The sequence below is a fragment of the Nocardia thailandica NBRC 100428 genome (assembly GCF_000308795.1).
Taxonomy (GTDB): domain Bacteria; phylum Actinomycetota; class Actinomycetes; order Mycobacteriales; family Mycobacteriaceae; genus Nocardia; species Nocardia thailandica.
In genome coordinates this window covers 1-23873 of the sequence record NZ_BAGK01000204.1, presented here as the reverse complement: position 1 = coordinate 23873, position 23873 = coordinate 1, and the positions used below count along the sequence as shown (strand labels likewise).

Here is a 23873-nt window from a genome sequence, read left to right as displayed (position 1 = left end):
TCATGATGACCAGCGCGGCCGCGCCGTCGTTGAGCGGGCAGCAGTTGCCCGCGGTGACGGTGCCGTCGGGGCGGAAGACCGGCTTGAGCTGGCTGACCGCCTCGTAGGTGACGCCGGCGCGCGGGCCGTCGTCCTTGCTGACCTGGGTGCCGTCGGGCAGGGTCACCGGGGTGATCTCGCGCTCGAAGAAGCCGTTCTTGATGGCCTCCTCGGCGCGGTTCTGCGACCGCACGCCCCAGTGGTCCTGGTCCTCGCGGGAGATGCCGGTCGAGGAGGCGACGTTCTCGGCGGTCTGGCCCATGGCGATGTAGGCGTCGGGGATCAGGCCGTCCAGGCGGGGGTCGTGCCAGGCGCCCTTGCCGCCCTGCGCGGTCTCGGCGGTCCGGGCCTCGGCCTCGGCGAACAGCGGGTTCTTCGTGTCGGGCCAGCTGTCGGCGGAGCCCTTGGCGTAACGCGAGACGGTCTCCACACCCGCGGAGATGAAGACGTCGCCCTCGCCGGCCTTGATGGCGTGGAAGGCCATCCGGGTCGACTGCAGCGAGGAGGCACAGTAGCGGTGCACGGTCGTGCCGGGCACGGTGTCGAGGCCGAGCTGCACCGCGACGATGCGGGCCTGGTTGAACCCGCCCTCGCCTGCCGGGGAGCCGGTGCCGAGGATGAGGTCGTTGACCGTGGTGGGGTCGAGCGAGGGGATCTTGTCCAGGGCGGCGCGCACGATCTGGGTGGTCAGGTCGTCCGGCCGCAATCCGGCCAGCGAGCCCTTGACGGCACGGCCGATGGGGGATCGGGCAGCGGAAACGATGACGGCCTCGGGCATGAGGACTCCTTTGTCGGACGGATCGAGCGAGCGTTTGTTCGGTGTAAGAATCTAGTTCGCGTCGTGGGGTACCGGAAGGGCCTCTTCCCGGTGAACGGCCGAAACCAGCACCGGCAACAACTGAGCGGCCGCGAGTTCGTAGCCCGCCGCGGACGGGTGGAAACCGTCCGGGGCGAACAGGATCTCCGGCGCCGCGCGGAACTCCGAGGCCACCAGCGTCGACCCCAGCGCGACCGGGATACCACCCGCCACCGTCGTGGCGATCGTCTGCGCGCGGGCCAGCCGCGCGCTCCAGTTGGCGACCACGGTCCGCAACGGCTGCGGGATCGCGGTCACCGTCCCCAGGTTCGGGCAGGTGCCGACCACGACGACGGCGTCGGCCGCGGCCAGCCGCGCCACCGCGTCGGCGAGGCGGCGGGCCGAGGCCCGGATCGAGTGCTTCTTGGTGATGTCGTTGCCGCCGATGAGGATGACCGCGGCGTCCGGCGGGGGACCGGCGACGAACATGGCGTCGACCTGGCCGGCCAGCCCCTTGGACGTCGCGCCGGAGATCGCCTTGGTGCTGAGCCGGACGGACCCGCCGGTCGCGGTGGCCAGGCCGCGGGCCAGCCGCACGCCCGGCACCTCCAGCGCGCTGGTGCAGCCGAGGCCCGCCGCGGTGGAGTCGCCGAAGATCATCAGGTGCCGGTCGGCGCGCATCCCCGAGCGCCAGGGCACGGGATCGGCGGCGCCGGGCAGGTAGAGGCCGTCCGCCTCGGGCGGTTTCGAGGTGTCGCGGCCGATGACCGCGCGGGCCGCGCCCGCCTGCGCCATGAGCATGCGGTAGGCCACCCACGACGCGGTGCCCGCCCCCGAACCGGCCAGCACCGTGGTCGCCCCGGTCACCGCAGCCGTGCGCCAGCTGATTCGAGGTGCGCTCACATCCTGTGATTTTAGGCGGCCGGAGCGGGGTGCGCCCGTCCCCACGCGGCGCCCGCGCGAGCGCTCTGCAACGATGGAGCTATGCGTATCGCGGATCATGTCGTCGACCTCATCGGCAACACCCCCCTTGTTCGGCTGAACTCGGTGGTCGGCTCCGGCGCGGGTCTGGTCGCGGCCAAGATCGAATACCTCAATCCGGGTGGCAGCTCCAAGGACCGGATCGCGGTCAAGATGATCGACGCCGCGGAGAAGGACGGTCTGCTGAAGCCGGGCGGCACCATCGTCGAACCCACCTCCGGCAACACCGGCGTCGGGCTGGCCCTGGTGGCCCAGCAGCGCGGCTACAAGTGCGTGTTCGTCTGCCCGGACAAGGTCAGCGAGGACAAGCGCAACGTGCTGCGGGCCTACGGCGCCGAGGTCGTGGTCTGCCCGACCGCCGTCCCGCCGGAGCACCCCGACAGCTATTACAGCGTCTCCGACCGGCTGACCAGGGAGATCGAGGGCGCCTGGAAGCCCAACCAGTACTCCAACCCGGGCGGGCCCGAGAGCCACTACGAGACCACCGGCCCCGAGATCTGGCGCGATACCGAGGGCATGGTCACCCACTTCGTCGCCGGCGTCGGCACCGGCGGCACCATCACCGGCACCGGCCGCTACCTCAAGGAGGTCTCGGGCGGGAAGGTCAAGATCATCGGCGCCGACCCCGAGGGCTCGGTGTACTCCGGCGGCACCGGTCGTCCGTACCTGGTCGAGGGCGTCGGCGAGGACTTCTGGCCCACCGCGTACGACCCGAGCGTGCCCGACGAGATCATCGCCGTCTCCGACGCCGACTCCTTCGAGATGACCCGGCGCCTCGCCCGCGAGGAGGGGCTGCTGGTCGGCGGCTCCTGCGGCATGGCCGTGGTCGCGGCCATCGAGGTGGCCCGCCGCGATCCCGACGCGGTGGTCGTCGTGCTGCTGCCCGACGGCGGCCGCGGCTACCTGTCGAAGATCTTCAACGACAAGTGGATGAGCTCCTACGGCTTCCTCACCTCGCGCCTGGACTCGAGCCCCGAACCGCTGGTCGGCGACGTGCTGCGCGGCAAGTCCGGCGAGCTGCCCGACCTGGTGCACACCCACCCGTCGGAGACCCTGCGCGACGCCATCGAGATCCTGCGCGAGTACGGCGTCTCGCAGATGCCCGTCGTCGGCGCCGAGCCGCCGGTCATGGCGGGCGAGGTCGCGGGCAGCGTCACCGAGCGCGACCTGCTTTCGGCCGTCTTCGAGGGCCGCGCCCAGCTGACCGACTCGGTCGCCCAGCACATGAGCCCGTCCTTCCCGCTCATCGGTTCCGGCGAACCGCTCTCGGCGGCCACCAAGGCGCTGTCGGACACCGACGCCCTCATGGTCGTCGACGACGGCAAGCCGGTCGGCGTCATCACCCGCCACGACCTGCTCGGCTTCCTGAGCACCGGCTCGATCTGAGCGGCCGGGGCCGGGCGCCGCGCCCGGCCCCGTACCGCGCGCCCGAGCGGCGCGCTCAGAACGGCACGGCGGTGGCGAGCAGGCCGGTGCCCGGCGCCCGGCCGGACACGACGCGGCAGAACTCGATCGCGTCGAGTTCGAGGGCCGGGGTGTCTCCGTCGCCGAAGCCCCAGGTGCCGCCCGCGGGTCCGGTGAGGACCAGCGTGCACGGTGCCCCGTGCCGCCCGGCCCATTCGGCGACGACATCGGCGACGACGGCGCCGTCGTGTCCGGCGTCGGGACCGAAGTCCGCGCCGACGGCGCGCGCGAGGTCGATCCGGTGCATCCACGGGTCGCGGGTGAGGATGGTGTCGGTGAGGTAGCCGACGCGCCACCGTTCCGGGACGCCGCCGACCTCCTCCGCGCCGGGCACGCGCAGCGCCCGGATCGGGGCGGGGATGCGCCTGCGGGCCCGGGCGGCGCGGGGGCCGAGCCGATCCATCAGATCGCACAGCTCGGCCGGGGCGCGGTCCCCGTACCGCTCGACCTGATAGGCGGTGAGCGTGTCGACGCGGGCGCCCTCGCGGTGTCTGCGGCCGACCTCGCGATTCTGGTGGACGCCCTCGCCCGGGGAGGCGATCATGGCCGCCATCCCGACGACGTGGGCGAGCAGCTGGTGCACGGTCCAGGCCGGGCAGTCCGTCGGCCGGTCCCAGTCGCCGGGCGAGAGGGCGCGCATGGCCGCGGCGACGCGGGCGTATTCGGTGGCGGCCAGGGTCATGGCCGCCCGGTGCGGGAGCGCCGACCGGCGCGTGCCGTCGGCGGGGCGGGTTCGGATCGTCATGGGGTCACCTCGGTTCGGGTGGGAGGCCGACACCGTCGGCCCACATGTCCGCCGCGCGGTCCAGGAGCAGTCGTCTGCTGTCGCCGCCGGGATCGTTGGCGAGTTGCTGGTCGATGAGTCCGCCGACGAGGGCGAACCAGACCTCCACGTCGCCGCGATCGGTCACGCCCAGCTCCGCCAGCAGGGCGACGGCCCGGCCGACCACCCGCACCGAGGGCGCGAACGCCTGCTCGGAAGGGGTGAACCCGGGGATCGTGCGCTGGTTCATGAGCTGGTGCCTGGCCAGGTCGCCGACGGCGAAATCGAAGAACCCGTAGGCGAGGGCGCGCAGCCGTGCCCGCGGGTGGTCGGGCAGCGCGGCCAGCAGGCGGTCGGCCTCGGCCTCGTAGTCCGACCACGCCTGTTCGAACATGGCGTCGTAGATGGCGTTCTTCGACGCGAAATGCGAGTACAGCGACGGCGCCCGCATGCCGACCCGGGTGGCGACGTCCCGCAGGGTGATCTGCGCGAGGCCGTGCTCCCTGGCCACGTCCCAGGCGGCCCGCAGGATCTCCTGCCGCGTCGCCTCACGACGTTCGGCTTTCCTATCGCGGATAGTTTCGCCTAACACAGTTAGAAGTGTGAGCTTCACCACATCGACTGTCAAGGTCTGTTCGGCTCCGGCTGACGGTAAACCTGGCCCCGCCCGTGCCGGGCTGCTGGACTGCGGGGATGAGTTCGGCGCGGCGGAAACTGAAGACGGTCACCGGGGTCAGCGGCTCTCCCGGGGTCTACGGGGCGGCGATCGACCCGGCGCGGTCGACCCTCGACGACGCGCTGCGGATCGCGAAGGTGGCCGAGGACAACAAGATCGGCGCGCTCTTCGCCGCCGACCTGCTCTCCTTCGGCGCGCAGGGGGCGATCGGCGCGCAGGAACCGCTCATTTGCTTGGCGGCGCTGAGCGCGGTCACCCGTCACGTGGGACTGATCGCCACGGTGACCACCACCTTCCACCACCCCTACAACCTGGCCCGCCTGTTCGGCACCCTCGACCACATCAGCAACGGACGCGCGGCCTGGAACGCGGTCACCTCCTCCCTCGGCGAGGAGAACTACGGCCCGGGCGAGCTGCCCGCGCCCGAGGCCCGCTACGCCAGGGCGGCCGAGGTGCTCGCGGTGACCGATGCCCTGTTCGACAGCTGGCTGCCCGGCGCGCTGCGCCCCGACGGCGACGGCGGCGCGGTCCTGGACGAGTCGCTGGTGCGGCCGATCGACCATGTGGGCGAGTACTTCTCGGTCCGCGGCCCGCTGAACATCCCCACCCTGCCGCAGCGCAGGCCGGTGCAGTTCCAGGCCGGTCAGTCCGCGGGCGGCATCGAACTCGGCGCCCGGTTCGCCGAGGTGGTGTTCACCTCGTTGCCGACCCTCGAGGACGCGGTCACCTACACCAAGACCGTCCGGACCCGCGCGGCCGAGCTCGGCCGCGCCGACGGGCTGCCGCTGATCATGAGCTCCTTCCACGCCACCTACGGCGCGACCGAGGCCGAGGCGCGGCGGCTGGTGCGCGAGGCCGCCGAGGCCACCGACTTCGAGGCGGGCAGGCTGCGCCTGGCCGACATGCTCGGCGGCGGTGTCGACCTCACCGACCTGCCGCTGGACCGCCCGCTGCCGGAAAGCCTGCTCCCGGAGCTCGATTCGGTGCGCCGCAGGCGCGGCCGCGTGGAGATCTTCACCCGGCTCGCCGCGACCGGCGCGACCCTGCGCGAACTCATCGTCGCCGCCAAGGACACCGGCCACTGGGCCGCGGCGGGCACCCCGGAGCAGCTCGCGGACGCGATCGAGGAGCGGTACCGCGCCGGCGTGCTCGACGTGATCATCCTCGGCGGCATCACCGACCCGCGCACCGGCGACTTCGTGCCCAACGGGCTGCTGCCCGAACTGCGCCACCGTGGCCTGGTCGACTCCGACTATCTGGGCGAGACCTACCGCGACAACCTCGAACTGCCCCCGCTGCCGCCCGTCGGCCACGCCGCCGGACAGTAACGAATACCACACAGTCGTCGTCTTTTTGACGATTCCGCCGCTCGCCCGGCTACCCGCCCGCTATAACCGGAACGGAAAACTTTCGGCTAACGGCTCGGCGAGCAAGGGGACCTGCGTGAGTGCGTTCGGATCGGTGGTGGAATTTCCGTGGGGCAACCCACTCGCGTTCGTCCTGCTCGGCTACGGCGGGTACCGGGCGGGCCGCGCGCTGCGCGCGCAGTGGTCGTTCGCGCCGCTGGCGGGCCGCGCGGCGGCGGCGCTGTGCTGGGGCGGCGCGATCGTCTCCGGTCTGGCGCTGCTCGGGGTGTCGACCTCGGTGACCGTGCCGGTGCTGCTGGCCGTGGTCGCCATGGACGCCGGCGTGCTGCTGCTCGCGGTCGTCAGCGGTCAGCTACGCCCGGTCGCGGCGCGCGCCGAGCCGCTGCTGACCGCCGACACGGTCCTGTCGCATCCCGCCTGATTCGTTTCCTGCCGACCCGGGTATTGCCGCCGCAGACAACGTGCGGCAACCGGGGGAGCATGGAAGGAGCGTGGCGGTGGATCTCAGAGTTTCGGCTATCGAATTCCAGAGCGGCCTGTCCGATGCGTGGAGCTCGGTGGCCAGGACCGTTCCCAAACTGGTCGGATTCCTGGTCATCCTGGTCGTCGGCTGGATCATCGCCAAGGCGCTGGCCGCGGTGGTGAACAAGGTCCTCGAACGGGTCGGGTTCGACCGGCTGGTCGAGCGTGGCGGCATCAAGACCGCGCTGGCCAAGAGCAAATACGACGCCTCCGACATCCTGGCCAAGATCGTCTACTACGCGGTGCTGCTGATCGCGCTGCAGATGGCCTTCGGTGTCTTCGGCCCGAACCCGGTCAGCGACATGATCAGCGCCGTGGTCGGCTGGCTGCCGCAGGCGGCGGTCGCGATCGTCATCGTGGTGGTCGCCGCGGCGATCGCGCACGCGGTGAGCGAGCTGATCGGCTCGATGCTGGGCGGCCTGTCCTACGGGCCGATGCTCGGCCGGATCGCGTCGGTGTTCATCTGGGGCATCGGCATCATCGCCGCGCTGAACCAGATCGGCGTGGCCACCTCGGTCACCACGCCCATCCTGATCACCGTGCTGGCGACGATCGGCGGCATCCTGGTGGTCGGCGTCGGTGGCGGCCTGGTCCGGCCGATGCAGCAGCGCTGGGACGGCTGGCTGAGTGGCCTGGAGAACGAGGTGCCCGCGATGAAGGGGCACACGGAGGCCTACCAGCGCGGCCGTGAGGACGCGGCGCGGGAGCAGCAGCGGCTGGCCCAGCCCAGCCCGTCGGCCGCGGCGAGCGCCTACCCGGGCACCCCGCCGCGGACCAGCTGACCGGACGCGGATCGCCCGCCGGGACCTCCCCGGCGGGCGATCAGCGCGGTGCGGCGGTGCCGGGGCGCTCGACGACCGGCCAGGGCCCGGCCATCGCGACGACCGCGGCCAGGCGCAACTGCAGCCAGTCGGCGGCGCACCAGTCGGCGGGGGCCGCCAGGGAGAAACCGGGAGTGTCGCGCGCGTGGTCGAGCAGGCCGCGCGCGTACCCGGCGAGCAGGACGGCGGCGGGCGCCGGGGTCGTGCCGAGCGCGAGGATGTCCCGCACGGCGGCGGCGTGCTGATCCAGCTGAGCCGACACCGCCGGGACGGGCTCGGCCACGTGATGGGTCCGGGCGAGATGACGGAGGTTCCTGCGGGCCGTCATCTCGAGGACGGCCGGGCCGAGCGCGAACATCCGCCGATCCTAGCAACCGTCCAGGTCAGCGGAACGCGTCGGCATCGGTGAGCGCCTTGCCGATGACCAGCTGATGGACCTCCGCGGTGCCCTCGTAGGTGAGCACCGACTCCAGGTTGTTGGCGTGCCGCAGCACCGGGTAGTCGAGGCTGATCCCGTTGGCGCCCAGGATGGTCCGGCATTCGCGGGCGATGGCGATGGCCTCGCGGGTGCTGTTGAGTTTGCCGGTGCTGATCTGCTCGGCGGTGATCTCGCCGCGGTCCTTGAGCCTGCCCAGGTGCAGGGCGAGCAGCTGGCCCTTGCCGAGTTCGAGCGCCATGTCGGCGAGCTTGGCCTGGGTGAGCTGGTAGGCGGCCAGCGGCTTGTCGAACACCTCGCGGGTGCGGGCGTAGTCGATCGCGGCGGCCAGGCAGTCACGGGCGGCGCCGAGCGCGCCGAAGACGATGCCGAAGCGCGCCTCGCTCAGGCAGGCCAGCGGCGAGGACAGCCCGCGGGACCCCGGCAGGACCGCGTCGGCGGGCAGGCGGACGCCGTCGAGGGACAGTTCGGCGGTGAGCGAGGCCCGCAGCGACAGCTTGTGGCGCATCTCCCTTGCGGTGAACCCGGGGGTCCCGGCGGGCACGAGGAAACCGCGCACCCGCGGGCGGTCCCCGCCCTCGTCGGCGTAGGCCCACACCACGGCGACGTCGGCGACCGAACCGTTGGTGATCCACATCTTCGATCCGTCGAGCACCCAGTCGTCGCCGTCGCGGACCGCGCGGGTGCGCATGCCGCCGGGGTTGGAGCCGAAGTCCGGTTCGGTCAGGCCGAAGCATCCGAGCAGTTCGCCCGCGGCCATCCCGGGAAGCCACTGCTGCTTCTGCTCCTCCGACCCGTACTTGTGGATGGCGGTCATGGCCAGTGAACCCTGCACCGACACCATGCTGCGGACCCCGGAGTCGACCGCCTCGAGTTCCTGGCACGCCAGCCCGTACGCGGTGGCCGAGGCGCCCGCGCAGCCGTAACCGTCGAGGTGCATGCCGAGCAGGCCGAGCCTGCCCAGCTCGGGGGCGAGTTCGCGGGCCGGGAAGGTGCCTGCCTCGAACCACTCGGCGATGTGCGGACGCAGGCGCTGCCGCGCGAACCGGGCCACGGTGTCGCGGATCTCCCGCTCCTCCTCCGACAGCAGAGCGGGAATCGCGAACAGTTCTTCGACAGTCACCATGGGGTGATAGTAGGCGCGGGAAACGGGCCAACTAGTCTGTGGCCATGAGTGAGCTGGGATTCTCCACCAGGGCCATCCACGCCGGATACGAACCCGATCCTCAGACCGGCGCGGTCAACGTCCCGATCTACGCGAGCTCCACCTTCGCCCAGGACGGCGTCGGCGGCCTGCGCGGCGGCTACGAGTACGCCCGCACCGGCAACCCGACCCGGACCGCGCTCGAAGCCAACCTCGCCGCCCTCGAATCCGGCCGCTACGGCCGCGCTTTCGCCTCGGGCATGGCGGCCACCGACTGCGCGCTGCGCGCGACCCTGCGCCCCGGCGACCACCTGGTCATCCCCGACGACGCCTACGGCGGCACCTTCCGCCTCATCGACAAGGTGTTCAGCCAGTGGGGCATCGAGCACTCCCCGGCGCACATCGCCGACGTCGACGCGGTGCGCGCGGCGATCCGTCCGAACACCAAACTGGTGTGGATCGAGACCCCGACCAACCCGCTGCTGAGCATCGGCGACATCCCGGCCCTGGCCGACGTGGCGCACGCGGCGGGCGCGAAGCTGGTGGTGGACAACACCTTCGCCACCCCGTACCTGCAGCAGCCGCTCACCCTCGGCGCCGACATCGTGATCCACTCGACCACCAAGTACCTCGGCGGTCACTCCGATGTCGTCGGCGGCGCGCTGATCACCGACGACGAGGAGCTGGACAAGGCGTTCGCGTTCCTGCAGAACGGCGCGGGCGCGGTGCCCGGCCCGTTCGACGCCTTCCTGACCCTGCGCGGCATCAAGACGCTGGCGGTGCGCATGGAACGGCATTGCGACAACGCCGAGACCCTGGCCGAGTTCCTGGCCAACCACCCGGCCATCAGCCAGGTCATCTACCCCGGCCTGCCCACCCACCCCGGCTACGAGGTGGCCCAGCGGCAGATGCGCCGCCGCGGCGGCATGATCTCGGTCCGGCTGGCCGGCGGGATCGAGGCCGCGCACAAGTTCTGCGCCCGCACCGAGATCTTCACCCTGGCCGAGTCGCTGGGCGGCATCGAGTCGCTCATCGAGCACCCGGGCGCCATGACCCACGCCAGCACCGAGGGCTCGGCCCTCGAGGTGCCCGCGGATCTGGTCCGGCTCTCGGTCGGCATCGAGGACATCAGCGACCTGCTCGCCGATGTCGAGCAGGCCCTGATCTGAGAACGCCGACACCGACATGACGAAGCGGCCGCATCCGGGATTCGGATGCGGCCGCGCGCGTTCGGGTTCTTCGGTGCTACCGGCTGGGGGCTCGTCAGCTGTGGTAGGGCTCGGCGCTGACCAGCGTGACCTTCATGGTGTTGCCGTTGGGCAGGGTGTACTCGCGGGTCTCGCCCACCTTGGCGTCGATCAGCGCGCCGCCCAGCGGCGAGTTCGGCGAGTAGGTCTCCAGGTCGGAGCCGCCGAGGCCCTCTTCGCGGGTGGCGATCAGGAAGGTCTCGGTATCGGACTCGTCGCCGTCGTAGAAGACGGTGACGACCGAGCCCGGGAGGGCCACACCGGACTTGGTGGGCGCCACGCCGACCTTGGCGTTGTTCAGCAGCTCCTGCAGCTGGCGGATACGCGCCTCCTGCTGGCCCTGCTCCTCGCGCGCGGCGTGGTAGCCACCGTTCTCCTTGAGGTCGCCCTCTTCGCGACGCTCGTTGATCTCGGCGGCGATGACCGGACGGTTCGCGATGAGCGCGTCGAGCTCGCCCTTGAGCCTGTCGTGCGACTCCTGGGTCAGCCAGGTCACGTTCTCGGTCATCTCGATCACTCCCTCGTAGTTGTTCCCGGCGGGGCCGGGAGTCCCTGAAAACCGGCGCGAAGCCCTGGTATGGGCATGCGCCAGCCGACGGCTGGAGCGATCCTGGGGTCGGAAGAACCCGTAGTCCGACGAGGCACCGCTGGCCGCCAATGCAGCAAACACGGCTCCGAGCCCCGGAACCGTGTATCAGGCCATTTTAGCATGTCTCACAAAAATGCAGGTCGGAACACTTTTGTGGCGCGAAAACGTGTTCAGCCGACCCGCAGGTAACCGGGGACGTCCTCGCTGCAGCCGTAGATGTCGCCCGCCGACGGACGCGCCGAGGAGCGCACCGTCGTGCTCACTTCCACACTGCCCGCGGCGGATCCGGGCACCAGGACCTCGCGCCTGCCGACCTCGGCGCCGCTGCGGTCCATGGCGCGCACGAAGCACACCACCGCGCGGTCGGGATGCTCGCGGGTGATCTTCATCCGGACCGTCAGCGTGGAGTCGTCGACCACGACGTAGCCGAGCTGCTCGGTCTCGATGTCCTTGGGCCCGTACTTCTGGAAACCCAGCGCCGCGACGACCAGGCCCGCGACGATCACGCCGACCCCGAGCAACGCGGCCACCCACCAGCGGCGGACCGGGGGGCGGGTGCCGTATCGGTCGGCGTGCCGTGCGGCGGCGGAGGCGCGGTCGCCGGTGGATCCCGGAGCAGGCTCGGTCACGGGGGCCTCCTCTCGGGGGCGGTCGGAACAAAACGTCGGTCGGATGGAACTATAGGGAATGTAGATCCGACACCCGCGAGCGAGAGCGACGGTGAACGAGACGTGAGTGGACTTCGCCTCATGGCGGTGCACGCCCACCCCGACGACGAGTCCAGCAAGGGCGCCGCGACCACCGCACGGTATGCCGCCGAAGGCAACGACGTGCTGGTCGTGACCCTCACCGGCGGCGAACGAGGCAGCATCCTCAACCCGGCCATGGACACCCCCGGTGTCCTCGACCGCATCCACGAGGTCCGGCGGGAGGAGATGGCCGCGGCCGCGCACGCCCTCGGCGTGCGTCAGCAGTGGCTGGGCTTCGTCGACTCGGGCCTGCCCGAGGGCGACCCGCTGCCGCCGCTGCCCGAGGGCAGCTTCGCGCTGGTGCCGCTCGAGGAGGCCACCGAGGCGCTGGTCCGGGTGGTGCGCGAGTTCCGCCCGCACGTCATCACCACCTACGACGAGCTCGGCGGCTACCCGCACCCCGATCACATCCGCTGCCACGAGGTGTCGGTGGCCGCCTACGAGGCGGCGGGCGACCCGGAGCGCTTCCCCGACGCCGGGGAGCCGTGGACGCCGCTGAAGCTGTACTACAACCACGGGTTCAGCGCCGCGCGGCTCGAGACCTTCGCCGCGGAGTACGAGGCCGCGGGCGAGCCGTTCCCCCTGCAGGACTGGCTGGACCGCACCCGCAAGTACACCGCCGAGCGCGGCGACGTGATGGCCCGGGTGACCACCCAGGTCGAGTGCGCCAAGTACTTCCCCCAGCGTGACGACGCCCTGCGCGCGCACGCCACCCAGATCGACCCCAACGGCGCGTTCTTCGCGATCCCGTTGGACATGCAGCAGCGGCTCTGGCCGACGGAGGAGTTCGAGTTGGCCAGGACGCGGGTCAAGACCGCCATTCCCGAGACGGATCTGTTCGCCGGTATCGAGGACGCCGAGAAGTGATGCTCGTCCTCCTCGCGCAGACCCCCGGGACCCCGACGGGCCCCGAGTTCGGCAAGGCCTCGCCGCTCGGCCTGGTCGTCGTCCTGATCCTGCTGGCCGGCACGGTCCTGCTGGTCCGCTCGATGAACAAGCACCTCAAGGGGCTGCCGGAGACCTTCGAGCCCGAGCACCCCGAGCCCGACCAGCAGGCCGACGAGGGCACCGACCCGGGCGCGGTCGACCCGGACGCGGCCGACCCCGAGGACGGACCGGCGACCGGCGACGACGCGACGCCGGGCTCGGCGCCGCCCGGGTCACAGCGCGACTGACCCCGGCTCCGCCTCGTCGGGCTCGTCGGGCGCAGGGCGGGCCAGGAACGTGATGACCAGCAGCGCGGCCGCCGCGGCGACGGCGAGGCCGACCACGACCCCGCCGGTCGGGTACGGCCACAGGATCAGCGCGAGCATTGCGACGGCCACGACCGCGAGATACAGCGGGACGCGGAAGCGGTAGGTGAACGCCTCCACCGCGTTCTGCCGGGCCTCGCGTCGGCCGCGCACCCGGGTGAGCAGCGAACGCGCGCCGGAGCGGACGGCCGCGGCCGACGACGACGGCCCGGCCAGATACCCGATCATCGCGATGAGGACACCGAGCACCCCGACCGCGCGCAGGCTCAGCCGCAGCGGCTCGGCGAAGGTGTCGAACACCACCGTCGCCGCGGGGGTGCCCAGCACGTCGGGCGGGATCGAGTCGAGGTAGATCGCGCGCCCGATCAGGATCGCCACGGCCAGGACCACCATCGCGGTCGCCCAGGTCGCGCCGGTCAGCGCCACCGCGCGCAGCCGGCGTCCGCGCGGGGCAAGCGCGATGGCGCCCGCGGCGGCGAGCAGGGTCAGCCACGGCAGGATCGAGGCGGCCCGGTCCAGCGCGCGCACCCAGGCACGGTACTCGGGCAGCTCGGTCGCGTGGAACACCTCGACGGTGACGTCGACCGGGGGGATCCTGGACGCCAGCTCGATTCCGCGCGCCTGGAGGCGCTGCTGGACCTCGGCGACGAACGGCTCCAGCGAGACGCTGATCGTCCCGTCGTCGGACACCTCGACGCCGCGCCGGGACTCGCCGTCGATCACGGCGACGAGGATCTCGTGTGCCCGCCGGTTGGCGGCGTCCCACGCCTCGGCGAACTCCGCGCTGCTCACCAGTTGCGTCGCGGCCCGCTCGACGGCACTGTGCACCTGCTCGGCCAGCAGGGGCGGGAGGCTCTTCAGCGCCTGCTTCGCCCGGGGCCGCTCGGCCAGGCGCGGCGAGTCCTCGCTGAGGGCCTCGATGGCCTCGGCGGTGAGTTCCTCGATGTCGACGCGGTCGGTGACGGCGCGGGTGAGCTTGTCCGCCAGTTCGGCCCGGATGGCCGGGTCGCTCGCCAGCGGCCCGATCGTGGCGACATAGCGGTCGGTGTCGTAGACCTGGCTGTGCACGTAGCGGGCGGCGACCGAGCCGAGGGCGAGCACGCCGGTCAGCAGGAGCAGCAGCGCGACCCCCGCCCAGCGCCATCGGTGCCCCCTCGCGTTCTCCTTCGCGCGCAGCCGCTCGAGTTCCGCGCGTTCGGCGCCCGAGAGTGGGCTGCTCATCGCGGCCGCCGTGCGGGGGATGTGCCGGTGATCGGAGCCATAGGTGCCACCTCGGCCTTCACGGAGTGCGGCGGTGGGCGGTCCGGCACGTCCCGTGCCGGGGGCGGGTACCACGATCAGGTGATTCGGGCGGAATCGTATCCCGGGCACGCCCCCGCGACCCACGATCGCGGCCCGATCGCAATGTTCGCCGCGGGTTCGCTGACGCGCGCGTCGGGTACCCCGGTCGCTAGCCCCGGGCGATGTCGGTGACGAGTTCGCCGATCAGGTCGCGCGCGGCGGCGGCTTGCGCCGCGGCCTGGCGGGGCGAGCCCGCGCTGCTGAGTTCGATGGTCTTGTTCATCAGGCCGAAAATGACGATGAGGCGGCGTAAGGCGGCCTTGCGGTCGGTCGGCGTCAATTCCGTGCTGGTCACGACTGGGAAATCGTTACCGTTGTGACGGATGTTTCGGAAGGTGACAGGTCATCTTTCCGAGGGTCACCAGTCGATCAGCCCGAGCGCGTGCAGCCGGCGGAACACCAGCAGGGAACCCGGCGCGACCAGGTCCATCGCGGCGTACTCGGCCCCGGTGAAGTACCGGAACTCCGCGATCTCGCCGGTGGCGACCGGCTCGCCGGTGAGTTCGGCGGTGAAACAGGTCATGTGCAGCGGCGTGCCGCGGCCGTGCCCGAACGCCTCGGCCTCGAAGATGCCCAGTTCGTCGACGCCGCTGAGGCCGACACCCAGTTCCTCCTCGATCTCGCGGTGCAGCGCCTCCAGCGGCGTCTCGCCGGGATCGATCTTGCCGCCCGCCATGTAGAAGACGTCCTTGCCCTCCGGCCGGGTCTGGATCAGCCTGCGGTCGCGGACATGGGCGAGGGCGGCGGTGCGGATCATGTGTTCAACTGTATGGAGCGATCGGCGCCCGCTCACGTCGAAAACGGTGTGGCGAAGATCAATCCGCCTCGAGCACCCGGGCGTCCCGGGTCAGCGCGGTGGTCCGGGACTGGTCTTTCAGGTCCACCCCCGAGTGGCCCAGCGCGTGCGCGCCGGCGACCAGACCCGAGATCACCCGGGCGGCTTCGGCGTAGCCGAGCCCGTCGGGCGGGTGGATGTTGGAGACGCAGTTGCGGTCGGCGTCGGTGCGGCCGGGCCGGGGCAGGTGGGTGAGGTAGATGCCCAGGCTGTCGGCGACGGAGAGGCCGGGGCGTTCGCCGATGAGGACCAGGACCGTGCGCACGCCCATGGCCGCGCCGATGTGGTCGCCCAGCGCGACCCGGGCCTGGGTGGCGACGACCGGCGTGGCCAGGGTGTGGTCCTCGCCGAGTTCGGTGGTCAGGGCCGCGAGCAGGGCCGGGCCGTGGTCGATGAGGGCGCGCGGGGACAGGCCGTCGGCGAGCACGATGCCGAGGTCGGCGTGCTCGGCGGTGATCGCGGACAGGTCGGCGGGCAGCCGGCCGAGGTCGGGGCGGCGCAGGTACTCCGAGCGTGATCCGGCCCGGCTGGTGACCGGAATCGGAGTACCGAGCCCGAGTTCGGCGATGCGCGCGGTGAGGTCGGCGACGTCCAGTGGTTCGTGCACGGCGTCCCGGGCGGCGGCGTGCGCGGTCCGCAGCGCGAGGACGTCGCCGGTGGGCAGCGCGTCCCCGGTGCGGCCGAGCCCGATCCTGGCCTGGGTGCTGCGCCGCAACTCGGCCCAGAACGTCTGGGCGGGCGAAGGATTCGACGGTTCGTTCATGCGGCTCCTGCCGGTGGGCGTGCGTGCGCTGGGGGACGGCGGGCGTGCGGCGGCCGTGGTCATCGACCCGCGGCCAAAGCGCGCAGCGGCGAGGCCGTCGGCGCGACCTGCCGGATACCACCGCCGGCGTCGAGCATGCCGAGCCCGGCCAGCCAGTCCTCGAATTCGGGTGCGGGGCGCAGGTTCAGCACGCGGCGGGCGTAGAGGGCGTCGTGGAAGCTCAGGCTCTGGTAGCCGAGCATCACGTCGTCGGCGCCGGGCACGGTGATGACGAAGGCGCAGCCCGCGGCGGCGAGCAGGGTGAGCAGGGTGTCCATGTCGTCGGCGTCGGCCTCGGCGTGGTTGGTGTAGCAGACGTCGACGCCCATGGGCAGGCCGAGGAGTTTGCCGCAGAAGTGGTCTTCGAGGCCGGCCCGGATGATCTGCTTGCCGTCGTAGAGGTATTCGGGCCCGATGAACCCGACGACGGTGTTGACCAGCAGGGGTCGCAGGTCGCGGGCGACGGCGTAGGCGCGGGCCTCGAGGGTCTGCTGGTCGACCGGTAGTCCGTCGGTGCCCAGGTGCGCGCCCGCGCTCAGCGCCGAGCCCTGCCCGGTCTCCAGGTACATGACGTTGTCGCCGACGGTGCCCCGCCGCAGCGAACGGCCCGCGTCGTTGCCCTCGCGCAGCAGCGCGATGTCCACGCCGAAGCCGGCGTTGGCGCCCTGGGTGCCCGCGACCGACTGGAACACCAGGTCGACCGGGGCGCCCGCCTCGATGAGCCCGATGGTGGTGGTGATGTGCGCGAGCACGCACGACTGGGTGGGGATCGCGAAGCGTTGCCGTACCTCGTCGAGCAGGGTGAGCAGGTCGGCGGTGGCCTGGGGCGAGTCGGTGGCGGGGTTGACTCCGATGACCGCGTCGCCGCAGCCGAGCAGCAGTCCGTCCAGGGTCGCCGCGGCGATACCGCGGGGGTCGTCGGTGGGGTGGTTGGGCTGCAGGCGGGTGCTCAGCCGGCCCGGCAGCCCGATGGTGGTGCGGAAACCGGCGGTGACCCGGGCGGACTTGGCGACGGTGATCAGGTCCTGGTTGCGCATGATCTTGCTGACCGCGGCCACCATCTCCGGGGTGAGTCCGGGCGCCAGCGCGGTCAGCGTCGTGGCGGCGTCGTCGCCCGCGGCGACGGCGAGCAGGTGGTCGCGCAGGTCGCCGACGGTCAGGTGGGCGATCGGGGCGAAGGCGGCGCGGTCGTGGGTGTCGATGATGAGGCGGGTGACCTCGTCGGTCTCGTACGGGACGACCGTCTCGGACAGGAACGTGGTCAGCGGGACCTCGGCCAGCGCCCATTGCGCGGCGGCGCGTTCGGCGTCGGTGTCGGCCGCGCAGCCGGCGAGCTGGTCACCGCTGCGGAGCGGGGTGGCCTTGGCGAGCAGGTCGGTCAGTCCGGCGAAGGTGTGGGTGCGGACCCCGCTGGTGCTGCGATACACCGTCATTCGAGCTCCTGTTCTGCCTTCGCCAGGGCCGCGAACTCCTCGTCGGGGGAGGCGGCGACCAGGTGTTTGCGACTGTAGAGGCCGAAGTAGGCGAGGAAGGCGCAGAACACGCCGAGCGTCCACAGCGCCGCCTTCGGGTCGACGAGGAAGGTGGCCGCCACCGAGGCCGCGGCGATCACCAGCGCGAACGCGGTGGTGACGACGCCGCCCGGCGTGCGGTAGGGGCGCGGCATCTGCGGTTCGCGCACCCGCAGCACGATGTGGCTGACCATCATGAGCACGTAGCTCAGCGCGGCGCCGAACACCGCCATGTTCAGCAGCATCGCGCCTTCGCCGGTCAGCGAGAGGCCGAACCCGATGACGCCGGGCACGATCAGCGCGAGCACGGGCGCCTTGCGGGAGTTGGTGAGCGACAGGCTCGTCGGCAGGTAGCCGGCGCGGGAGAGCGCGAAGGTCTGCCGGGAGTAGGCGTAGACGATGGAGAAGAAGCTGGCAACGAGGCCGGCCAGGCCGATGTAGTTGACCACCTTGGCCGCCGGGCTGTCCCCGAGCGCCTCGACGAGCGGGTTCCCCGAGCCCGCCGCCGCGTGCGCCCCGAACGCGCCGGGGACGAGGACGAGCACGATCGCCCCGGTGACGACCAGCGTCAGCATGGCGACGATGATGCCGCGCGGGACGTTGCGGGCGGGATCGCTGGCCTCCTCGGCGGCCAGCGGCACGCCCTCGACGGCGAGGAAGAACCAGATGGCGAACGGGATCGCGGCCCAGATGCCCAGATAGCCGAACGGCAGGAACGCCGAGGCGCCCGCGGCGTCCGGATCCGGGGCGATGTCGGTCAGATTCGCGACCTCGAAGCGGCCGAGCGCCGCCACCGCGAACACCACGAGACCGACCAGCGCGATCACGGTGATCACGAACATGGCCTTCAGCGCCTCGCCCGCGCCCGCCAGGTGGATGCCGATGAAGAGCGCGTACACCGCCAGATACACCCACCAGCCGTCGGTGATCCCGAACAGGTGCAGCGATTCGACGTAGGCGCCGATGAAGGTCGCGATGGCGGCGGGCGCGATCGCGTACTCGAGGAGAATCGCGGTGCCCGTGGCGAATCCGCCCCACGGGCCGAGCGCCCGCCGCGCGAAGGTGTAGCCGCCACCGGCCGCGGGCAGCGCCGACGACAGTTCGGCCATGCCGAGCACCATGGCCAGATACATGGCCGCGATGATCACCGAGGCGATCAGCAGGCCGCCGAATCCGCCCTCCGCCAGCCCGAAGTTCCAGCCCGAATAGTCGCCGGAGATCACATAGCTGATGCCGAGCCCGGCCAGCAGCACCCAGCCCGCCGTGCCCGAGCGCAGCGTGCGCCGGGCGAGATAGTCGTCGGTGGGCGCGGGAGTGGGTAACGCGTCGGTACTCATCGGGGGACTCCTCATCGGCTGCGGTGGGCGGACCGGTGGCCCGCACCCTGCGCGAACTCTCGCCGATGACTGTTACGTCCGTGGTTCGCCGAGGTCAGCGGTACGTATCGCGTACCGCTGACCTGCGTCGACGGATCCTTCGTGGTCAGGTGATAGGTGTGTCGCCGGTGGCCGGTTGTGGCTCCTTGCGGAGCTGTTCCAGTTCGTCGTCGGTGAACAGCCGGGACCGGATCAGGAACCGGACGCCCTCGGGCGCCTCCAGGGAGAACCCGCTGCCCCGCCCCGCGACCACGTCCACGGTGAGGTGGGTGTGCCGCCAGTACTCGAACTGGTCGGCGCTCATCCAGAACGGGGTGTCGCCGGGCAGGTACCCGAGCAGCACGTCGGCGCCGCCGACACGGAACTCGCCCCTCGGGTAACACATGGGGGAGCTGCCGTCGCAGCAGCCGCCGGACTGGTGGAACATGACCGGGCCGTGCCGCCCGGTCAGCTCCGTCAGCAGCGCCGCCGCCCGCTCGGTCAGGTCGACGCGCCGCACCATCAGAAGAAGCCGAGCTTGGTGGGCGAGTAGCTCACCAGCAGGTTCTTGGTCTGCTGGTAGTGGTCGAGCATCATGCGGTGGTTCTCGCGGCCGATGCCGGACTTCTTGTAGCCGCCGAAGGCCGCGTGCGCGGGGTAGGCGTGGTAGCAGTTGGTCCACACGCGCCCTGCCTTGATGCCGCGGCCGAGTCGGTAGGCGGTGTTCATGTCCCGGGTCCACACGCCTGCGCCGAGGCCGTAGAGGGTGTCGTTCGCGATCTTCAGCGCCTCGTCGGTGGAGTCGAAGGTGGTCACGGCGACGACGGGGCCGAAGATCTCCTCCTGGAAGATCCGCATGTCGTTGCTGCCGGTGAAGATGGTCGGCTCGATGTAGTAGCCCTCGGACAGGCCCTCGACCTGCCGCGCGGCGCCGCCGGTGAGGATCTGCGCGCCCTCCTGCCTGCCGATGTCGATGTAGGACAGGATCTTCTCGAACTGGTCGTTGCTGGCCTGGGCGCCGATCATGGTCGCCTCGTCGAGCGGGTTGCCGCTGACGATGGCCTTCGTGCGCTCGACGCAGCGCGCCATGAACTCGTCGTAGATGGAGGAGTGGATCAGCGCGCGCGACGGACAGGTGCAGACCTCGCCCTGATTGAGGGCGAACAGCACGAAGCCCTCGACCGCCTTGTCCAGGAAGTCGTCGTCGGCGGCCATGACGTCGGGCAGGAAGATGTTGGGGCTCTTGCCACCCAGCTCCAGCGTCACCGGGATGATGTTCTCGCTCGCGTACTGCATGATCAGCCGGCCGGTGGTGGTCTCGCCGGTGAAGGCGACCTTGGCCACGCGCGGGCTCGACGCCAGCGGCTTGCCCGCCTCGACACCGAAACCGTTGACCACGTTGAGGACTCCCGGCGGCAGCAGGTCCGCGATGAGCTCGACGACCTTCAGGATCGAGACCGGGGTCTGCTCGGCGGGCTTGAGCACCACCGCGTTCCCGGCGGCCAGCGCGGGCGCCAGCTTCCAGGTGGCCATGAGGATGGGGAAGTTCCACGGGATGATCTGGCCGACCACGCCGAGCGGTTCCTGGAAGTGGTAGGCGATCGTGTCGCCGTCGATCTCGCTGATGCCGCCCTCCTGGGCGCGGACCACCCCGGCGAAGTAGCGGAAGTGGTCGATCGCGAGCGGCAGGTCCGCGGCGAGGGTCTCGCGGACCGGCTTGCCGTTGTCCCAGGTCTCGGCGACGGCGAGGGCCTCGAGGTTGGCCTCGAGCCGGTCGGCGATCTTGTTCAGGATGACCGCGCGCTCGGCCACCGGGGTGCCGCCCCAGGCGTCGGCGGCGCGGTGCGCGGCGTCGAGGGCCAGCTCGATGTCGGCGGCGGTGGACCGCGCGACCTCGCAGAAGGTCTTCCCGGTGACCGGAGAGGGATTCTCGAAGTACCGGCCCTCCACCGGCGGGACCCACTTGCCGTCGATGAAGTTCTCGTACCGCTCGGCGAAGCTGACGACGCTGCCCTCGGTACCCGGCTCGGCGTAGATCATGTGCGCTGGCTCCTCGTGATCCGGAGTGAATCGTGACGGCCATCACTATCCGCCGACGGGGTTGAGGAAACGTTGAAGCCGACCGATCAGGCGTGGAGCGCGCTGTGCCGCCGGGCGGCGGCGACGGCGCGGCGCGGGTCACGGGCAGGCAGCAGCGCCAGCGCGTGCTCGTGGACGGCGAGGTCGTCGGGGTCGGCCTGGCCGTAGGCCAGCGCGTGCTCGGGCGCGGTGCTGGCCAGCACCGCGTCGCGCAGCGCGACGGTCAGATGGTCACGCCAGCCGACGATGCCCGGCGTCTGCGAATCCGGAAGCAGCGGACCTCGATACAGCCGCACCGCGGTGTCCAGGTCACCGGCACGCAGGGCGCGGAGCACGTCGGCGGCGTCGCAGGTCAGCGGCGTGGTGAGACGGTAGACGCGCAGGGTGATCTCGCCGCCGGTCGCGCGGCGCAGATGCGACATCTCCGATTTGAGCAGGCTCGCGCCCACCGGCCGGTCGCCGTAGACGGCGTAGTGCAGACGTTCGTGGGTGTACCCGTCCTCCGCGAGCGCGAGCAGGGTCAGGATCTCGAACTGGCGGGGCCGCAGGCGGATCGGGGTGCCGTCGCGGGTGAGGCGGGCGGTGCCGAGGCAGTGCAGCCGCATGCCCGCCTGCGCGGGCGCGGTGCTGCGCAGGCCCGCCTCGAGCGCGGCGGCCAGTGTGCGGACCGTGGTCATGGCCAGCGGGTGCGACTGGCGCCAGGTGGTGGACAGGTCGAGCACGCCGAGCACGGTGCCGTCGGGGGCGCGCAGCGGCGCGCAGTAGCAGACCCAGCTGTGCAGGGCCGCGACGAGATGCTCGGCGGAGAACACCGAATGCGGGCGATCGGTGCGCAGCGCCAGCGACAGCGCGTTGGTGCCCATGTGCGTCTCGTCCCAGCGGCCGCCCGGCGCGAAATTCACCTGCTCGGCCTGGCGGCTCATCGACCGCCCCCCGTGGGTCCAGACGATGGTGCCCTGGGCGTCGGTCACGGCGGCGACGAAGCCCGCCTCGGCGACGCTGTCGAACTGGTCGGCCAGCGCGGCCACCGGCGCGCGCAGCGGGGACGCGGTCCACCGGTCGCCCACCTCGGCCTCGGGCGCCCGGTCGAGGGCGGGGTCGACGGTCCGCAGCGACCGCAGCCACGACTGGGCGACCTCGCTGCGCAGCGCGGGGACGGCACCGGGACGGGACGCGACCGTGCGCGCGGGCACCCACTGCGCCCATTCCCGTTCCAGCGCGGCGCGCCGCTGCGAGAGCGTCAGCTGCTGTGCCATGCGCGGTTCCTTCGACGATTGCGGCACCGGAATCACCTGCCCCCATCATGCCCCAGCACGCCCGCCCCGAACACGGCTTTGCCGAGCGGGCACGGGTGTGGCACGCGGCGGCGCGCGTGAGAGGCTGGAGGGGTGAACCAGCTCGCGAACGCGACCTCGCCGTACCTGCGCCAGCACGCCGGGAATCCGGTGCACTGGCGGGAGTGGAGTGCCGCCGCGCTGGCCGAAGCCGCCGAGCGCGACGTGCCGATCCTGCTGTCGATCGGGTACGCGTCCTGCCACTGGTGCCATGTGATGGCGCACGAGTCGTTCGAGGACCCGGCCACCGCCGCGCTGATGAACGACGGGTTCGTCTGCGTCAAGGTGGACCGCGAGGAGCGGCCCGACCTCGACGCGGTCTACATGAACGCCACCGTGGCCATGACCGGCCAGGGCGGCTGGCCGATGACCTGCTTCCTCACCCCCGACGGCGCGCCGTTCTACTGCGGCACCTACTACCCGAGGACGCCGCGCGGCGGCCTGCCGTCCTTCACCCAGCTGCTCACCGCCATCGGCGACACCTGGCGCAACCGCCGCGAGGACGTCGACAAGGCCGCCCATCAGGTCACCGACGCCCTGCGCGAGCAGGCGAGCGGGCTGCCCGACGCCGAACTCGCCCTCGAGGCCGAGCTGCTCGACCACGCCGTGGCCGCGGTGTCGCGCGACGAGGACGCCACGCACGGCGGCTTCGGCGGCGCGCCCAAATTCCCACCCTCCGCGCTGCTGGAAGGACTGCTGCGCCAGTGGGAGCGAACCGGCGACGCGGACACCCTCGCCCTGGTCGACCGGACCGCCGAGGCGATGGCGCGCGGCGGCCTTTACGACCAGCTGGCGGGCGGCTTCGCCCGGTACTGCGTCGACGCCGCCTGGGCGGTACCGCATTTCGAGAAGATGCTCTACGACAACGCCCAGCTGCTGCGCGTCTACGCGCACCTGGCCCGGCGCACACCCACCGCCGCACCGGAATCGTTGGCGCACCGGGTGACCCGCGAGACCGTCGAGTTCCTGCTGGCCGACCTGGGCACGGCCCACGGCGGCTTCGCCTCGGCGCTCGACGCCGACACCCACCTCGAACCCGGCGGTCCCGGCGTGGAGGGCGCGACCTACGTGTGGACCCCCGCGGAGCTGATCGCCGAGCTCGGGCCGCTCGACGGCGTCTGGGCCGCGGAGGCGCTCGGCGTGAGCACCGGCGGCAACTTCGAACAGGGCACCTCGGTGCTGTCGCGCCGCAGCGACCCGGTCGACGCCGAACAGTCGGCGCGTTTCGCCGAGATCCGTGCCCGGCTGCGCGCGGTCCGCGACCGCAGGCCGCAGCCGGAACGCGACGACAAGGTCGTCACCGCCTGGAACGGCATGGCGATCACCGCGCTCGCCGAGGCAGGCGCGGGGCTCGGCGAACCGGACTGGATCGACGCCGCGGCCGCCTGCGCCCGCTTCCTGCTGGACACCCACCTGGTGGACGGCCGGGTGCACCGCGCCTCCCTCGACGGCGTCGTCGGCGCTCCGGCGGGCGTGCTCGAGGACTACGCCTGGCTGGTCACCGGCCTGCTCGCCCTCTACCAGGCCACCGGCGACACCGCCTGGCTCGACGCCGCCCTCCCGCTGCTGGACACCGCGATCACCCACTTCGCCGACCCCGAACGCACGGGCAGCTGGTTCGACACCGCCGACGACGCCGAGACCCTCGTCGCCCGCCCGCGTGACCCGGTCGACGGCGCGACCCCCTCCGGCGCCGCCGCCGTCGCCGAGGCGCTGCTGACCGCCTCGGCGGTCGCGGCCACCGACGACGCCATCCGCTACCGGGATCT

25 protein-coding genes are annotated in these 23873 nt (G+C 71.8%); 8 read left to right on the top strand and 17 right to left on the bottom strand.

Annotated elements, in window-relative coordinates; genetic code table 11:
• Both ON36_RS22675 and ON36_RS22670 read right to left on the bottom strand, forming a co-directional pair.
• A partial coding sequence (locus tag ON36_RS22675) for an acetyl-CoA C-acyltransferase (protein WP_043657246.1) occupies window positions 1-817 on the bottom strand: 817 nt, incomplete at its 3' end.
• 51 nt (window positions 818-868) lie between these two features.
• Window positions 869-1738, bottom strand: coding sequence for an SGNH/GDSL hydrolase family protein (locus ON36_RS22670; RefSeq protein ID WP_052314253.1), 870 nt, complete (start codon window positions 1736-1738; stop codon window positions 869-871).
• Between the two features lie 81 nt (window positions 1739-1819).
• On the opposite strand from ON36_RS22670, the gene ON36_RS22665 reads away from it, so the two are divergent.
• Window positions 1820-3202, top strand: a complete 1383-nt coding sequence (locus ON36_RS22665; protein ID WP_043657243.1) for a cystathionine beta-synthase — start codon at window positions 1820-1822, stop codon at window positions 3200-3202.
• 55 nt (window positions 3203-3257) lie between these two features.
• Here the strand turns inward: ON36_RS22665 and ON36_RS33730 are convergent, their stop codons facing one another.
• On the bottom strand, window positions 3258-4025 hold the full coding sequence (locus ON36_RS33730) for a maleylpyruvate isomerase family mycothiol-dependent enzyme (RefSeq protein WP_043657240.1): 768 nt from the start codon (window positions 4023-4025) through the stop codon (window positions 3258-3260).
• Between the two features lie 4 nt (window positions 4026-4029).
• Window positions 4030-4635, bottom strand: a complete 606-nt coding sequence (locus ON36_RS22655) for a TetR/AcrR family transcriptional regulator (RefSeq protein WP_169334725.1) — start codon at window positions 4633-4635, stop codon at window positions 4030-4032.
• 101 nt (window positions 4636-4736) lie between these two features.
• Between ON36_RS22655 and ON36_RS22650 the strand changes: the two genes are divergently transcribed.
• The 3 genes from ON36_RS22650 (at window position 4737) to ON36_RS22640 (ending at window position 7390) form a co-directional block, all read left to right on the top strand.
• A complete protein-coding gene (locus tag ON36_RS22650; protein ID WP_043657237.1) occupies window positions 4737-6047 on the top strand; it encodes an NtaA/DmoA family FMN-dependent monooxygenase in 1311 nt (436 codons plus the stop codon).
• Between the two features lie 115 nt (window positions 6048-6162).
• Window positions 6163-6507, top strand: coding sequence for a hypothetical protein (locus ON36_RS22645; protein WP_157224982.1), 345 nt, complete (start codon window positions 6163-6165; stop codon window positions 6505-6507).
• Window positions 6508-6583: 76 nt separating this feature from the next.
• A complete protein-coding gene (locus tag ON36_RS22640; protein WP_052314255.1) occupies window positions 6584-7390 on the top strand; it encodes a mechanosensitive ion channel family protein in 807 nt (268 codons plus the stop codon).
• Window positions 7391-7430: 40 nt separating this feature from the next.
• On the opposite strand, the gene ON36_RS22635 is transcribed toward ON36_RS22640, so the two are convergent.
• Both ON36_RS22635 and ON36_RS22630 read right to left on the bottom strand, forming a co-directional pair.
• Window positions 7431-7787, bottom strand: a complete 357-nt coding sequence (locus ON36_RS22635; protein WP_052314251.1) for a DUF6401 family natural product biosynthesis protein — start codon at window positions 7785-7787, stop codon at window positions 7431-7433.
• A 25-nt stretch (window positions 7788-7812) separates the two neighbouring features.
• The gene (locus ON36_RS22630) at window positions 7813-8991 is read right to left on the bottom strand and encodes an acyl-CoA dehydrogenase family protein (protein ID WP_043657231.1); all 1179 of its coding nucleotides are present in this window, start codon (window positions 8989-8991) and stop codon (window positions 7813-7815) included.
• 44 nt (window positions 8992-9035) lie between these two features.
• Between ON36_RS22630 and ON36_RS22625 the strand changes: the two genes are divergently transcribed.
• On the top strand, window positions 9036-10178 hold the full coding sequence (locus tag ON36_RS22625) for a cystathionine gamma-synthase (RefSeq protein WP_043657228.1): 1143 nt from the start codon (window positions 9036-9038) through the stop codon (window positions 10176-10178).
• A 94-nt stretch (window positions 10179-10272) separates the two neighbouring features.
• On the opposite strand, the gene greA is transcribed toward ON36_RS22625, so the two are convergent.
• Both greA and ON36_RS22615 read right to left on the bottom strand, forming a co-directional pair.
• A complete protein-coding gene (gene greA / locus ON36_RS22620; protein WP_043657253.1) occupies window positions 10273-10764 on the bottom strand; it encodes a transcription elongation factor GreA in 492 nt (163 codons plus the stop codon).
• Window positions 10765-11015: 251 nt separating this feature from the next.
• Complete coding sequence (locus ON36_RS22615) at window positions 11016-11474, bottom strand: DUF4307 domain-containing protein (RefSeq protein WP_043657225.1); 459 nt, start codon at window positions 11472-11474, stop codon at window positions 11016-11018.
• Window positions 11475-11576: 102 nt separating this feature from the next.
• On the opposite strand from ON36_RS22615, the gene mca reads away from it, so the two are divergent.
• Together mca and ON36_RS22605 are read left to right on the top strand one after the other, a co-directional pair.
• Window positions 11577-12461: a mycothiol conjugate amidase Mca gene (mca, locus tag ON36_RS22610; RefSeq protein ID WP_245558165.1), complete on the top strand. Its 885-nt coding sequence runs from the start codon at window positions 11577-11579 to the stop codon at window positions 12459-12461.
• Window positions 12461-12769, top strand: a complete 309-nt coding sequence (locus ON36_RS22605) for a hypothetical protein (protein WP_052314250.1) — start codon at window positions 12461-12463, stop codon at window positions 12767-12769. Before mca ends, ON36_RS22605 begins: the two co-directional genes overlap by 1 nt.
• Here the strand turns inward: ON36_RS22605 and ON36_RS22600 are convergent.
• The 9 genes from ON36_RS22600 to ON36_RS22560 all read right to left on the bottom strand — a co-directional run bounded on the left by ON36_RS22600 (window position 12755) and on the right by ON36_RS22560 (window position 22026).
• Complete coding sequence (locus tag ON36_RS22600; protein ID WP_052314249.1) at window positions 12755-14068, bottom strand: hypothetical protein; 1314 nt, start codon at window positions 14066-14068, stop codon at window positions 12755-12757. The genes ON36_RS22605 and ON36_RS22600 overlap by 15 nt on opposite strands.
• A 229-nt stretch (window positions 14069-14297) precedes the next feature.
• The gene (locus ON36_RS22595; RefSeq protein WP_043657220.1) at window positions 14298-14483 is read right to left on the bottom strand and encodes a hypothetical protein; all 186 of its coding nucleotides are present in this window, start codon (window positions 14481-14483) and stop codon (window positions 14298-14300) included.
• 63 nt (window positions 14484-14546) lie between these two features.
• Window positions 14547-14945 carry an NUDIX hydrolase gene (locus ON36_RS22590; protein WP_043657217.1) on the bottom strand — a complete coding sequence of 133 codons (399 nt, stop codon included), beginning with the start codon at window positions 14943-14945 and terminating at the stop codon, window positions 14547-14549.
• 58 nt (window positions 14946-15003) lie between these two features.
• The gene (eutC, locus tag ON36_RS22585) at window positions 15004-15786 is read right to left on the bottom strand and encodes an ethanolamine ammonia-lyase subunit EutC (RefSeq protein ID WP_043657215.1); all 783 of its coding nucleotides are present in this window, start codon (window positions 15784-15786) and stop codon (window positions 15004-15006) included.
• A gap of 59 nt (window positions 15787-15845) precedes the next feature.
• Window positions 15846-17258, bottom strand: coding sequence for an ethanolamine ammonia-lyase subunit EutB (locus tag ON36_RS22580; RefSeq protein WP_043657212.1), 1413 nt, complete (start codon window positions 17256-17258; stop codon window positions 15846-15848).
• Window positions 17255-18673 carry an ethanolamine permease gene (eat, locus tag ON36_RS22575; protein ID WP_043657209.1) on the bottom strand — a complete coding sequence of 473 codons (1419 nt, stop codon included), beginning with the start codon at window positions 18671-18673 and terminating at the stop codon, window positions 17255-17257. Before eat ends, ON36_RS22580 begins: the two co-directional genes overlap by 4 nt.
• Window positions 18674-18818: 145 nt before the next feature.
• Window positions 18819-19214 carry a DUF779 domain-containing protein gene (locus ON36_RS22570; protein ID WP_043657206.1) on the bottom strand — a complete coding sequence of 132 codons (396 nt, stop codon included), beginning with the start codon at window positions 19212-19214 and terminating at the stop codon, window positions 18819-18821.
• Window positions 19214-20731: an aldehyde dehydrogenase gene (gene adh / locus ON36_RS22565; RefSeq protein WP_043657203.1), complete on the bottom strand. Its 1518-nt coding sequence runs from the start codon at window positions 20729-20731 to the stop codon at window positions 19214-19216. The genes ON36_RS22570 and adh overlap by 1 nt, the downstream gene beginning before the upstream one ends.
• A gap of 86 nt (window positions 20732-20817) precedes the next feature.
• Window positions 20818-22026, bottom strand: a complete 1209-nt coding sequence (locus ON36_RS22560; protein WP_043657201.1) for a helix-turn-helix domain-containing protein — start codon at window positions 22024-22026, stop codon at window positions 20818-20820.
• A 132-nt stretch (window positions 22027-22158) separates the two neighbouring features.
• On the opposite strand from ON36_RS22560, the gene ON36_RS22555 reads away from it, so the two are divergent.
• The coding region (locus ON36_RS22555) for a thioredoxin domain-containing protein (protein WP_043657198.1) at window positions 22159-23873 on the top strand (1715 nt) is incomplete at its 3' end.